The organism is Klebsiella sp. 141161, from assembly GCF_050600815.1.
GTDB classification, from domain to species: domain Bacteria; phylum Pseudomonadota; class Gammaproteobacteria; order Enterobacterales; family Enterobacteriaceae; genus Klebsiella; species Klebsiella aerogenes.
In genome coordinates this window covers 66,202-78,318 of the sequence record NZ_JAQIRN010000011.1, presented here as the reverse complement: position 1 = coordinate 78,318, position 12,117 = coordinate 66,202, and the positions used below count along the sequence as shown (strand labels likewise).

Here is a 12,117-nt window from a genome sequence, read left to right as displayed (position 1 = left end):
TCTTGTTGCAAGCTAAACCCCGCCACAACGGCGGGGTTTCTTTTTGGGCGCTTTTCACGCCGTCGATAGTCAAACCTCTTCTTTCCCGCTACAGTTAATCTTCAACGGCGCGGAAGGAGACAAAAATGCTCTATATCTTTGATTTAGGTAATGTGATTGTCGACATTGACTTCAACCGGGTGCTCGGAACGTGGAGTGATTTGACCCGCATTCCGCTGGCGACGCTAAAGCAAGACTTTGTCATGGGCGATGCCTTCCACCAGCATGAACGCGGGGAGATCAGCGATGAAGAGTTTGCCGCCGCGATGTGCCACGAAATGAACATGCCGCTGAGCTATGAACAGTTCGCCCACGGCTGGCAGGCCGTTTTTGTCGCCTTGCGTCCAGAAGTCACCGACATCATGCAAAAACTTCGCGACCAGGGGCACCGCGTGGTCGTACTCTCGAACACCAACCGATTACATACCACTTTCTGGCCAAGCGAATATCCACAAGTGCGTGCTGCCGCAGATCATGTGTATCTTTCGCAAGAGATGGGGATGCGCAAACCCGAAACGCGTATCTACCAAAGCGTGCTGCAGGCGGAAGGATTTTCGCCGCAAGACGCGGTCTTTTTTGACGATAACGCCGATAATATAGCTGGGGCTAACCAGTTGGGGATCACCAGTATTCTGGTCACGGATAAGGAGACCATCCCCAACTACTTTGCGAAGCAGCTATGCTAAAAAGCGTTCATCAAAAAACCAAATACCATACCAGGCCGCTGGTGGCCTGGCTTAAGCTGCTGTGGCGGCGAATTGAAGAAGACAACATGACGACGTTGGCGGGGAATCTTGCCTACGTGTCTTTACTTGCGCTGGTACCGCTGATCGCCGTGGTTTTTGCCCTGTTTGCCGCCTTTCCGATGTTCTCCGACGTCAGCGTGCAGATCCGCCATTTTATCTTTGCCAACTTCATTCCGGCGACCGGCGATGTCATTCAGGGATATATCGAACAGTTTGTGGCGAACTCCAGCAGGATGACGGCCGTCGGCGCCTTTGGGTTAATCGTCACCTCATTACTGCTGATGTACTCGATTGATAGCGCGTTGAATACCATCTGGCGCAGCAGTCGGACGCGACCAAAGATCTATTCATTTGCGGTCTACTGGATGATCCTGACTCTCGGGCCGCTGTTGGCTGGCGCCAGTCTGGCAATCAGTTCCTATCTTCTCTCACTACGTTGGGCCAGCGATCTCAATAGTGTCATTGATGATGTACTACGTATATTCCCGCTAATTTTATCGTGGGCGGCGTTCTGGATGCTTTATAGCATCGTGCCCACCACCCAGGTGCGCAATCGCGATGCGGTGATTGGCTCGCTGGTGGCGGCACTGCTTTTTGAAGCCGGTAAAAAGGCTTTTGCTTTATATATCACCATGTTTCCGTCATACCAGCTGATTTATGGCGTGATTGCGGTAGTACCCATTTTGTTTGTCTGGGTTTACTGGACCTGGTGTATCGTCTTGCTTGGCGCTGAAATAACTGTCACTCTCGGTGAATACCGCAAACTCAAAAAAGAAGAAACAGAACAACCATGATTGCATTAATTCAACGCGTATCCCGTGCAAGCGTTACCGTGGAGGGTGAAGTGACGGGTGAAATCGGGCCGGGGCTGCTGGTGCTGCTGGGGGTCGAGAAAGACGATGACGAACAGAAGGCCAACCGTCTGTGTGAACGGGTGCTCGGCTATCGCATTTTCAGCGACGCCGAAGGCAAAATGAATCTTAATGTCCAGCAGGCGGGCGGCAGCGTGCTGGTGGTTTCGCAATTTACGCTGGCGGCCGATACCGAGCGCGGCATGCGCCCGAGTTTTTCCAAAGGCGCGGCGCCGGACAGAGCGGAAGCGCTGTATGAATATTTTGTTGAGCGCTGCCGCCAACAAGAAATGAATACTCAGACCGGGAGATTCGCTGCGGATATGCAGGTCTCGCTGGTAAACGATGGTCCCGTGACCTTTTGGTTGCAGGTATGAGTCAGCTTCCGGGCAGGCTGCGGGTAACAAAAGAGAGTACAGCTATGTATCACCTTCGTGTACCGCAAACAGAAGAAGAGTTAGAAAGCTATTATCAATTCCGCTGGGAGATGCTGCGTAAGCCGCTGCATCAGCCTAAAGGATCGGAACGCGACGCCTGGGATGCCATGGCGCATCATCAGATGGTCGTCGATGAAGAAGGCAACCTGGTTGCCGTCGGCCGGCTGTATATTAATGCGGAGAATGAAGCCTCGATCCGCTTTATGGCCGTACATCCTTCCGTTCAGGATAAAGGTTTAGGCACCCTTATGGCGATGACTCTTGAGTCAGTCGCCCGTCAGGAAGGGGTGAAGCGGGTGACCTGTAGCGCCCGTGAAGACGCGATGGAGTTCTTCTCTAAGCTGGGCTTTGTGAACCAGGGTGAAATCACCACGCCGACAACCACGCCGATTCGCCACTTCTTGATGATTAAACCCATTGCTTCGTTGGACGATATCCTGCACCGCGGCGACTGGTGCGGCCAGCTGCAGCAGGCCTGGTATCAGCACATTCCGCTGAGCGAAAAGATGGGAGTGCGCATCCAGCAGTACACCGGGCAAAAATTTATCACCACCATGCCCGAAGCGGGGAACCAGAATCCGCACCATACGTTATTTGCCGGCAGCCTGTTTTCGCTCGCTACCTTAACCGGCTGGGGGCTAATCTGGTTAATGCTGCGCGAGAGGCACCTTGGCGGCACGATTATCCTTGCGGATGCGCATATCCGTTACAGCAAGCCGATCAGCGGGAGGCCGAATGCCGTGGCCGATTTGGGCTCGCTAAGCGGCGATCTCGATCGCCTGGCGCGCGGGCGTAAGGCTCGCGTGCAGCTTCAGGTCGAACTGTTCGGTAACGATAAGCTGGGCGCCGTTTTTGAGGGAACCTATATCGTACTGCCCGCGAAGCCGTTCGGTTCGTATGAAGAGGGCGGGAACGAGGAAGAGTAACCCGCCTCCGGCATTATTATTGGCCTGGCGTTCGCGTATGCCAGGCAATATCGCGCATCGCCTGCCTTGCCGCGAGGCTTATCCCGCCTAACTGAAAGAAACCGTGTATGACGCCCAGATAGCGCTGGCAGGTGCTTTCTATTCCCTGTGCTATTAACCGCCGGTACAGCGCTTCTCCCTCATCGCGCAAAGGATCAAATTCGGCCGTCAGGATATGAACCGGCGGCAGCCCGTTAAAATCTTCGCGCCACAGCGGACTGGCTTCCGGATGGGTGGCGGGTGTGGCCGCTAAATACATCTCGTAGCCGCTAAGCAGCGTATCCCGGGTAATGATGTAATCCTCGCCGTTGCAGGCGTAGCTTGCCATGCTGGCGGTAGCGTCGAGCATAGGGTAAATCAGGATAAGCTGCGCAGGTTGCCATACTCCCGCTGCTTTCAGGCGCAGAGCCGTGACCAGGGCGAGGTGGCCGCCGGCGCTGTCGCCGGCCAGCGTGATGCGAGCGGCGTCAACGCCAAGCCGCTGCGCATACCGATGGACAATGTTGGCGCCTCGTTCCGCATCATCGTGCGCCGCCGGAAAAGGGGACTCCGGGGCGAGGCGGTATTGCACGGCGATCACCCGGCATCCACTGAACCAGGCAAGCTGGCGCAATTGGTTGTCATGGGTGGCAAAGCCGCCGCTCACAAAACAGCCGCCGTGGTAATACACAATGGTGGGTAGCAAGCCGTTGCTTTTTGGCGGCGAGACGACGCGAAAGGTTATGCCATCGAGCGTGATGTCTTCAACCTGCACACGCGTTTCAGTTTCCCCTGCGAGAACGGCGCTGGCGAGATAGCCGTTTCTCCGGTCATCAATACTCTGTTCTCGTGCTGATGGCCGCCCCGCAGCAATAAACTCCTCAACCAGCGAAGCAATACCTTTTTCCAACGTCATGGCAAGTCCCTTTTACTGGATTAATATCCAGTGTTATAGCCTGGTTTTTGCGAAAAAGATATACCGAATAAAGCCGCGATCGCTTTCTGGAAAGCGGCTCGCAAAAGCGTATTTCTCAGCAAAGATCTGCTTCTTCTGTTGAACAATAGCTGGAGAAGCAGGATCGGGATAAGGAGAGCATTTCCGGCGTGGTCACGCCGTATGAATGATAACGAGCGACCTGAGTCGCCCGTTATAGGTGCGCAGAACTTACTCCCCTTCGCCGGGGAACATGAACGGGTTAATTGAGCTTCTGGCGAAGCCTTCCTGTTCCATGCGAGCATCGAGTACCAGCGAGGCTAAATCGTCGGCAACGGCTTCGACTTTCGGGTCTTTCTCCTGATACATAATCTTCAGGTAGCTCCCGCAGTCGCCGCAGCTTTCGGCTTTCACCGCCGCCTGCTCGTTATCCAGCGACCAGTAGTGCAGGTCGCGGCTCTGTTCGCAGTTGCTGCATTTTACGCGTACCACATGCCATTCGGTTTCACACAAGTTGCAGTGCAGATAGCGCAGCCCCTGAGTGGTGCCGATTTGCACGATGCTGGAGACCGGCATCGAGCCGCAAACCGGGCAGAACTGGCGATGCTCGCCGTATTCGGCGCGCGCTTTCCCCGGGATCAGGCTGGCCATTTGCGCCCAGTACAGCGACAGCGCGGCCCAGATAAACGGCGCTTTGTCGCTGCTGACCGAGGCGAAATCGGAAACAAACAGCGCGCTGGCCATCTCTTCCAGTTCCGGCCCGGAGGCTTTTTCCAGGTTCTCGATAACCGACAGCGCCGGGCCGCTCATCTCAGGTTTCAGCTCGGCGATCAGTGAATGCAGTAGCTTGTGCCAGTGTTTATCACGCGGTAATACGTGAATATCCAGCGGCGGCTTGCCCTGATCGTTGGCCTCTTTAATGCGGGCAGTCAGATCCATCTGCAACGGATGGTCGTACAGCACCACTTCCTGCGCATGAGCGATCAGCGCGGCAAAGCGCAGGTAATCGCCCAGCGGGTTGTTGGCGGCCAGCTCGCGCAGGCGCTCTGCGCGGCGGTTATAAAGATTCTTCAGTCTGGGGAACAGTAGCGGCGGAATTGCTTCCGCCGTGCGTTTCTCGCTCGAACCCAGCTCGTCTTGCGGGATTATGCGAATACTCATGCAGTCTATTTTTCCTGTTTCTGGCGGACTTCACGGTACCAGCGCGGGTGATGTTTCTTCGCCCACGTTTTGGTAACCCAGCCTTCCACCATCGCGGTAATGGTGCCTTTCACCCAGAGGGCGGCGTAGATATGCACCATGATAACCACAATTAACGCGACTGCGGCAAAAGAATGCAGCATCAGCGCGAATCGGATCACCGGGATTGAGAATGCAGGCGCAAAGTACGGACGCCAGATGATCACACCGCTCACCAGCAGCAGCACCAGGAAAATAATTGCCGCCCAGAATACGCATTTCTGGCCGAAGTTATAACGCCCGGTATCGCCTACCTCCTCGTTGACGACGATCTTACGAATATTCTTCGCCCAAAAGATATCATCCCGATTGATTAGGTTATGGTGCCAGTAACGGAAAAACATGATGATAAACGACGCGAACATCACCACCCCGACGAACGGGTGGAGAATACGCGCCAGCTGCGGCGTACCGAGAATATGCATCAGCCAGTTAAACGACGGGAAGAAAAAGCCTAACCCGCTTACCGCCGCCAGAATAAAGCAGAAGGCGGTTATCCAGTGGTTGATGCGTTCCGGCGCCGTGTAGCGCACGATGGTGTCACGTTTTCTCATTTGCGCACCTCGTCTTTCTCTTCATGCAGGTTGTCTTCTTCCTCATCTGCGCGGTTCGGACCGACGCCGACGTAGTGGAAGATGCTGGCTGCGAAGGTCGCAGCAAAGCCGACCGCCGCCAGCGGTTTCCAGATACCTTTCCAGAATTTCACCGTTTGGCTGATTTCCGGATTCTCTGGCAGACCGTGGTACAGATTCGGTTTATCGGCATGGTGCAGCACGTACATCACGTGGGTGCCGCCGACGCCAGCCGGATCGTACAGGCCCGCCTTGTCGTAACCGCGGGTTTTCAGCTCTGCGACGCGCTCGCCGGCCAGCGTTTTCATATCCTCTTTCGAACCAAAGTGGATAGCGCCGGTTGGGCAGGTTTTCACGCACGCCGGCTCCTGGCCGACGGTCACGCGGTCCACGCACAGCGTACATTTGTAGACACGGTTGTCTTCCGGGTTCAGACGCGGTACATCGAACGGGCAACCTGCGATGCAGTAGCCGCAGCCGATACACTGCTCAGACTGGAAGTCGACGATGCCGTTAGCGTACTGAATGATTGCGCCTTCTGACGGACAGGCCTTCAGGCAGCCCGGGTCAGCGCAGTGCATGCAGCCATCTTTACGAATAAGCCATTCCAGCTTGTCGTTTTGTTCCACTTCCGAGAAGCGCATGACCGTCCATGACTTGGCGGTCAGGTCCGCCGGGTTGTCATACACCCCAACGTTGTTACCCACTTCGTCACGGAGATCGTTCCATTCGGAACAGGCCACCTGGCAGGCTTTACAGCCGATACAGGTGGTAACGTCGATAAGCTTCGCCACTTCCTGCTGGTGGTCCCGCGCCTGAGGCGCGGGAGTGAAACCGTTAGTCGCGGAACGACGAATAATATCTTGCGATTGATAAGCCATAAGTCGTCTCCGTTACACCTTTTCCACGTTCACGAGGAAGGCTTTAAACTCCGGCGTCTGCGTGTTGGCGTCGCCGACAAACGGCGTCAGCGTATTGGCGATAAAGCCTTTTTTCGCCACGCCTTCGTAGCCCCAGTGAATAGGAATACCGATGGTATCCACCTCTTTACCGTGAACCTGCAGCGTACGAATACGCTTGGTCACTACCGCCTTGGCTTTGATATAGCCGCGGTTAGAGGAGACTTTCACGGTATCGCCATGGCCGATGCCGAGCTTATTCGCCAGTTTTTCGCCGATCTCCACAAACTGTTCCGGCTGCGCGATGGCGTTAAGCAGCGCGTGTTTGGTCCAGTAGTGGAAGTGTTCGGTCAGGCGGTAAGTGGTGCCGACGTACGGGAACTGCTCGGCCTTGCCCATCTGCTCGAGATCGCCTTTAAAGACGCGAGCGGCCGGGTTAGAGACCACGTTTGGATGCAGCGGGTTAGTCCCCAGCGGCGTTTCAAACGGTTCGTAGTGTTCCGGGAACGGCCCCTCAGCCATCTTATCAATAGCGAACAGACGCCCCATCCCTTCAGGCTGCATGATAAACGGACCGACGTCGCTGCCAGGGGCGGCGGCGCTGTAATCCGGAATATCCACACCACCCCATTTCGCGCCGTCCCATTTCAGCAACTGACGCTTCGGATCCCACGGTTTACCCTGCGGGTCCGCGGAGGCGCGGTTATACAGAATGCGGCGGTTTAGCGGCCATGCCCAAGCCCAGCCCAGCGTATTGCCGAGGCCTGACGGGTCGGCGTTATCGCGGCGCGCCATCTGGTTGCCTTCCGGCGTCCAGCTACCGGCGAAGATCCAGCAGCCGCTGGAAGTCGTGCCGTCGTCGCGTAGCTGTGCGAAGGAGCTCAATTGCTGCCCTTTCTTAACGATTACCGCGCCGGTTGCCGGATCGGTAATATCCGCCAGCGCTTTACCGTTGCTTTCCATCGCCACTTCTTCCGATGCCGGCTCGTGCGGCGTGGAGTAGTTCCACGTCATGTTGAGCACCGGCTCCGGCGTTGGACCGCCTTCTTCGGCATACATCTTACGCAGACGCGAGAAGATACCAGCGAGGATTTCGCCATCGGTCACGGCTATCCCCGGGGCGTCCGCGCCTTTCCAGTGCCACTGCAGCCAGCGGCCGGAGTTCACGATAGAACCGTTTTCTTCGGCGAAGCAGGTGGACGGCAGACGGAACACTTCGGTCTGGATTTTCGCCGGATCAACATCGTTGGACTCACCGTGGTTTTGCCAGAAGGTGGACGTTTCGGTGTTGAGCGGATCGATGGTCACAAGGAACTTCAGCTTCGACAGGGAAGCTACTACCTTGTTTTTGTTCGGGAACGAGGCGACCGGGTTAAAGCCCTGGCAAATGTAGCCATTCACTTTGCCCTGATTCATCATCTCGAAATACTGCAGCACGTCGTAGCTCTTATCCCACTTCGGCAACCAGTCAAAGCCCCAGCTATTTTCTGCCGTAGCTTTATCGCCGAAGAAGGCTTTCATCATGGAGACGAAGAACTTCGGATAGTTGCCCCAGTAGTTCACCTGATCTTTCAACAGCGGTTTCGGCGTGTTGGCGCTCAGGTAGGTCTGCAGGTCGGCCTGTTTTTCATTAGGCAGCGACATGTATCCCGGCAGGCTGGTTGAGAGCAGGCCGAGGTCAGTCAGACCCTGGATATTGGAGTGACCGCGCAGGGCATTGACGCCGCCGCCTGCCATCCCCATGTTGCCAAGCAGCAGCTGGATCATCGCCATGGTGCGAATGTTCTGCGCGCCGATGGAGTGCTGGGTCCAGCCGAGAGCATACAGGAACGACGCGGTTTTATCGTGCGCGCTGGTTTCTGCAATATATTCGCAAACTTTAAGGAAATCGGCCTTCGGCGTACCACAGATGTTTTCGACCACATCCGGCGTATAGCGGGAAACGTGCTGTTTTAGCAGATTCCAGACGCAGCGTGGATGCTGTAGCGTGGTATCGCGTTTGGCGAAGCCGTTTTCATCCAGCTCATAGTTCCAGCTGGTTTTGTCATACTGGCGTTTTTCGGCATCGTAGCCGCTGAACAGACCATCATCAAAGCTGTAGTCCTCACGCACGATCAGGCTGGCGTTGGTATAGGCTTCGGTGTATTCACGGTTGAATTTTTCGTTATTCAGCAGGTACAGGATGACGCCCGACAGGAAGGTTATGTCGGTACCGGAACGAATCGGGGTGTAGAAATCAGCCACCGACGCCGTACGCGTAAAGCGCGGATCGATAACGATGAGCTTGGCGCCGTTATGAATTTTGGCTTCCATCGCCCAGCGGAATCCCACCGGATGCGCTTCTGCGGCGTTACCGCCCATCACCACGATCAGGTTGGCGTTTTTAATATCAACCCAGTGGTTGGTCATCGCACCGCGACCAAATGTTGGAGCAAGACTTGCTACCGTTGGTCCGTGTCAGACACGCGCCTGGTTATCCACCGCCAGCATCCCGAGGGCGCGGGTGAATTTTTGCGTTAAATAGCCGGTTTCGTTACTGGAAGCGGAGGCGCACAGCATACCGGTGGTCAGCCAACGGTTAACGGTGGTGCCGGCGCTGTTTTGGGCGATAAAGTTGGCGTCACGGTCTTCTTTCATCAGCTTCGCGATGCGATCGAACGCTTCGTCCCAGCTGATTTGCTGCCATTTATCAGAACCTGGCGCGCGATATTCCGGGAATTTCAGGCGGCTTTCAGAATGGATAAAGTCCACCAGACCGGCCCCTTTCGGGCAGAGCGCACCACGGTTTACCGGATGATCCGGATCGCCTTCGATATGGAAAATGGATGCTTTGGCGTTTTTCGCACCGTCGCCGAGGCTATACATCAATAGCCCGCAGCCAACGGAACAGTACGTACAGGTGTTGCGGGTTTCGCGAGTACGCAGCAGTTTGTACTGCCGGGTTTCCGCGAGCGCAGTAGCCGGGGCAAAGCCCAGCGCTGCTGCCGTCGTGCCTGCCATACCGCCAGCGCAGATCTTAAAGAACTGCCTTCTGCTGACCTGCATGGTTCGCTCCTTGTTTCGACATTGTCACATGTAGTTATTTACTTTGCGGTGAAGGCCGCAAAGGTTCAGAATTGAGTTAATTTCCCTCGGTCCTGGAGGGATATAAAAACAGAATACCACATTGTGTGTATGCCTGTTCCAATACGGTTAAATGAAAGTGAATAAGAACCTTCCTGAACAAATCAAAAATGTGACAGATGTCACAGGTTATCGCCAGATTACCCTCTGGAAACGTGAGGATTTACAACATCCTCAGCCAGACGAGGTAGCAGAAGAGGTACCCGTCGCTCTGGTCTATAACGGCATCTCGCACGTCGTCATGATGGCGACGCCACGTGACCTGGAACATTTCGCCGTCGGTTTTTCCCTATCTGAAGGGATTATACAAAGCCGACAAGAGATCTACGGGATGGACGTGGTACAGGCCTGTAACGGGGTTGAAGTGCAAATAGAACTCTCCAGCCGCCGGTTTATGGGGCTGAAAGAGCGCCGCCGGGCGCTCGCCGGGCGTACCGGTTGTGGGGTATGTGGCGTCGAGCAGCTAAATGATATTGGTAAGCCCGTCGAGCCGCTGCCCTTTAGCCAGACCTTTGCGCTCTCTCATCTCGATCGCGCGCTCAAACAGTTAAATGAGGTTCAGCCTATCGGCCGCCTGACCGGCTGTACGCACGCCGCCGCGTGGGTGCGCCCTGACGGTGAACTGGCGGGCGGGCATGAAGATGTAGGCCGTCACGTTGCGCTGGATAAACTGCTGGGGCGTCGTAGTGAAGAAGGAGAGGGCTGGCAGCAGGGCGCGGCCTTAGTCTCCAGCCGCGCCAGTTATGAGATGGTACAGAAGGCCGCGATGTGCGGGGTGGAAATCCTGTTTGCCGTCTCTGCGGCGACGACGCTGGCGGTTGAAGTCGCCGAGCGTTGTAATCTGACGCTGGTGGGGTTCTGCAGGCCAGGCAGAGCGACGATTTATACTCATCCGCAGCGCCTCATTGCCGGTTAAATGTTGGTCAGTTTTTTTGAAAGATGACAGCAAATCCTTCCGCTTTTAGTTACGGGATGTGAAGATTATTATTTATCACATCAAGGCACGGCGCCTTATCCAAACAACTAAATTAAAGGGTTTATATCATGAAAAGCATCAAAACTTTTGTCGCTGTTATCGCTCTGGCCGCTTCTTTCGGTTCTTTCGCTGCACAATCCGTGACCGCCACCGCTTCCACTATGGACGCCGCGGAAGCGAAAATCGCCGCTCAGGCGCAGGCTGCCGGCGCGTCTTCTTACACCATTACCGAAGCGTTTAACGGTAATCGCGTGCATATGACCGCTGAACTGAACAAATAAGTTAGCAAGTAACTACCGTCGAAAGAGCGCCTCAGGGCGCTTTTTTAGTTTATACCCGCCAGGCGTAGCAACGCCGTCACCACCGCCGCGGCGATAATCACCACGATAAGCGGCATCTTGCGCCAGGCAAGGAACACGGCAAAACCGACGCCAAGTACCCGCGCCATGCCGGAAAAATGCTCGCCTTCATAAAAGGTGGTTGCCAGCGCCACGGAAAACAGCAACACCGTCGCGGCATCAGAAAGCAGCGCCTGTGAGCGCTCGGAAAACGCTAAACGGCTGCCGAGCTTTGCCCCGCCCAAACGCATCAGGTATGTGCCGATCGACAGAATCGCGATCCCGGCGATAAACAGCGTCATATTAGCCATTATTTTTTCCTCGCCAGTAAGCCAAACAATGAGAGCAGAACCGGTAATCCAACCGGCGCGAAGGGCACGGCGGCAAGCGAAATAACCGCGCCGCTGCAGGCACGAATCAGTGTGGTACGTTTTTTAAAAGCCGGTACCACCAGCGCCAGCAGAATAGCCGGGAATACCGCATCCAGGCCGATGGTTTCTGGAGCGGGTAATAATTTACCGACGCCGGCACCCAGCAGGGTACCGAGCGGCCAGATGAGCGCCACGCCTAGCCCGCAGAGCCAGTAGGCGGCTTTACGTTGCTCCTGGGTTTTCTGCGACAGGCCGAACACCACGCTCTCATCATTCATGATGTGGCAGCCGAGCAGGCTGGCGGCGCGGGCGCCGACCAGATCGCGCACGGTGACGCCAAAAGGAACGTGGCGGGCGTTCACCAGTAAACCTGCCGCCGCCGCGGCGAGCGGGTTACCGCCGCTGGCGACAATACCGATAAACATAAACTCAGAGGCACCGGCCAGCACCGTAATGGAAAGGACAAACGGCACCCACAGCGGAAAACCGTAGGCCATCGCTAATGAACCGTAAGACATGCCAACCACGCCGACCGCCAGGCATACCAGAATGATTGCTTTAATGGTGTCTCCACTGAGACAGGAAAATTTGTAACGCATACGCTTTAGCCATATCGAACGAATTTCCATTATAATGAACGCAACAGAA

13 protein-coding genes are annotated in these 12,117 nt (G+C 55.6%); 6 read left to right on the top strand and 7 right to left on the bottom strand.

Going from position 1 to position 12,117, the window contains the following annotated elements:
• Positions 1-125 precede the first annotated feature (125 nt).
• From yihX to fabY, 4 genes are read left to right on the top strand one after another with little or no spacing between them, the layout of a single operon-like run.
• Entirely contained in the window at positions 126-725 is a 600-nt protein-coding gene (yihX, locus tag PGR79_RS22410) for a glucose-1-phosphatase (RefSeq protein WP_015368969.1), read from the top strand.
• Positions 719-1,579 (top strand): virulence factor BrkB family protein, encoded by an 861-nt coding sequence (locus PGR79_RS22405; protein WP_015368968.1) that lies wholly within the window; start codon positions 719-721, stop codon positions 1,577-1,579. The genes yihX and PGR79_RS22405 overlap by 7 nt, the downstream gene beginning before the upstream one ends.
• Positions 1,576-2,013 carry a D-aminoacyl-tRNA deacylase gene (gene dtd, locus PGR79_RS22400; RefSeq protein ID WP_015368967.1) on the top strand — a complete coding sequence of 146 codons (438 nt, stop codon included), beginning with the start codon at positions 1,576-1,578 and terminating at the stop codon, positions 2,011-2,013. Before PGR79_RS22405 ends, dtd begins: the two co-directional genes overlap by 4 nt.
• A 44-nt stretch (positions 2,014-2,057) precedes the next feature.
• The gene (gene fabY / locus PGR79_RS22395; RefSeq protein WP_015368966.1) at positions 2,058-2,999 is read left to right on the top strand and encodes a fatty acid biosynthesis protein FabY; all 942 of its coding nucleotides are present in this window, start codon (positions 2,058-2,060) and stop codon (positions 2,997-2,999) included.
• 16 nt (positions 3,000-3,015) lie between these two features.
• Here the strand turns inward: fabY and PGR79_RS22390 are convergent, their stop codons facing one another.
• The 5 genes from PGR79_RS22390 to fdnG form a co-directional block, all read right to left on the bottom strand.
• Positions 3,016-3,933 carry an alpha/beta hydrolase gene (locus PGR79_RS22390; protein WP_213794901.1) on the bottom strand — a complete coding sequence of 306 codons (918 nt, stop codon included), beginning with the start codon at positions 3,931-3,933 and terminating at the stop codon, positions 3,016-3,018.
• A 249-nt stretch (positions 3,934-4,182) separates the two neighbouring features.
• Positions 4,183-5,112 carry a formate dehydrogenase accessory protein FdhE gene (gene fdhE / locus PGR79_RS22385; protein ID WP_430922535.1) on the bottom strand — a complete coding sequence of 310 codons (930 nt, stop codon included), beginning with the start codon at positions 5,110-5,112 and terminating at the stop codon, positions 4,183-4,185.
• A 5-nt stretch (positions 5,113-5,117) separates the two neighbouring features.
• A complete protein-coding gene (gene fdoI, locus PGR79_RS22380; RefSeq protein ID WP_015368962.1) occupies positions 5,118-5,744 on the bottom strand; it encodes a formate dehydrogenase cytochrome b556 subunit in 627 nt (208 codons plus the stop codon).
• Positions 5,741-6,643, bottom strand: a complete 903-nt coding sequence (fdxH, locus tag PGR79_RS22375) for a formate dehydrogenase subunit beta (protein WP_015368961.1) — start codon at positions 6,641-6,643, stop codon at positions 5,741-5,743. Before fdxH ends, fdoI begins: the two co-directional genes overlap by 4 nt.
• A 12-nt stretch (positions 6,644-6,655) precedes the next feature.
• A complete protein-coding gene (fdnG, locus tag PGR79_RS22370) occupies positions 6,656-9,706 on the bottom strand; it encodes a formate dehydrogenase-N subunit alpha (RefSeq protein ID WP_113374888.1) in 3,051 nt (1,016 codons plus the stop codon).
• Between the two features lie 157 nt (positions 9,707-9,863).
• On the opposite strand from fdnG, the gene fdhD reads away from it, so the two are divergent.
• Both fdhD and PGR79_RS22360 read left to right on the top strand, forming a co-directional pair.
• Positions 9,864-10,700, top strand: coding sequence for a formate dehydrogenase accessory sulfurtransferase FdhD (gene fdhD / locus PGR79_RS22365; protein ID WP_045395330.1), 837 nt, complete (start codon positions 9,864-9,866; stop codon positions 10,698-10,700).
• Positions 10,701-10,828: 128 nt separating this feature from the next.
• Complete coding sequence (locus PGR79_RS22360) at positions 10,829-11,041, top strand: YdgH/BhsA/McbA-like domain containing protein (protein WP_015368957.1); 213 nt, start codon at positions 10,829-10,831, stop codon at positions 11,039-11,041.
• A 44-nt stretch (positions 11,042-11,085) separates the two neighbouring features.
• Here the strand turns inward: PGR79_RS22360 and PGR79_RS22355 are convergent, their stop codons facing one another.
• The gene (locus PGR79_RS22355) at positions 11,086-11,409 is read right to left on the bottom strand and encodes an AzlD domain-containing protein (protein ID WP_045378791.1); all 324 of its coding nucleotides are present in this window, start codon (positions 11,407-11,409) and stop codon (positions 11,086-11,088) included.
• On the bottom strand, positions 11,409-12,068 hold the full coding sequence (locus tag PGR79_RS22350) for an AzlC family ABC transporter permease (RefSeq protein ID WP_213317848.1): 660 nt from the start codon (positions 12,066-12,068) through the stop codon (positions 11,409-11,411). The genes PGR79_RS22355 and PGR79_RS22350 overlap by 1 nt, the downstream gene beginning before the upstream one ends.
• Positions 12,069-12,117 lie beyond the last annotated feature (49 nt).

What these genes read in the sequence shown, in the direction of transcription:
- PGR79_RS22390 (WP_213794901.1), bottom strand. Translation starts at nt 3,933, where the DNA reads ATGACGTTGGAAAAAGGTATTGCTTCGCTGGTTGAGGAGTTTATTGCT.
- yihX (WP_015368969.1), top strand. Translation starts at nt 126, where the DNA reads ATGCTCTATATCTTTGATTTAGGTAATGTGATTGTCGACATTGACTTC.
- PGR79_RS22360 (WP_015368957.1), top strand. Translation starts at nt 10,829, where the DNA reads ATGAAAAGCATCAAAACTTTTGTCGCTGTTATCGCTCTGGCCGCTTCT.
- PGR79_RS22405 (WP_015368968.1), top strand. Translation starts at nt 719, where the DNA reads ATGCTAAAAAGCGTTCATCAAAAAACCAAATACCATACCAGGCCGCTG.
- PGR79_RS22350 (WP_213317848.1), bottom strand. Translation starts at nt 12,068, where the DNA reads ATGCGTTACAAATTTTCCTGTCTCAGTGGAGACACCATTAAAGCAATC.
- PGR79_RS22355 (WP_045378791.1), bottom strand. Translation starts at nt 11,409, where the DNA reads ATGGCTAATATGACGCTGTTTATCGCCGGGATCGCGATTCTGTCGATC.
- fdhE (WP_430922535.1), bottom strand. Translation starts at nt 5,112, where the DNA reads ATGAGTATTCGCATAATCCCGCAAGACGAGCTGGGTTCGAGCGAGAAA.
- fdoI (WP_015368962.1), bottom strand. Translation starts at nt 5,744, where the DNA reads ATGAGAAAACGTGACACCATCGTGCGCTACACGGCGCCGGAACGCATC.
- fabY (WP_015368966.1), top strand. Translation starts at nt 2,058, where the DNA reads ATGTATCACCTTCGTGTACCGCAAACAGAAGAAGAGTTAGAAAGCTAT.
- fdxH (WP_015368961.1), bottom strand. Translation starts at nt 6,643, where the DNA reads ATGGCTTATCAATCGCAAGATATTATTCGTCGTTCCGCGACTAACGGT.
- dtd (WP_015368967.1), top strand. Translation starts at nt 1,576, where the DNA reads ATGATTGCATTAATTCAACGCGTATCCCGTGCAAGCGTTACCGTGGAG.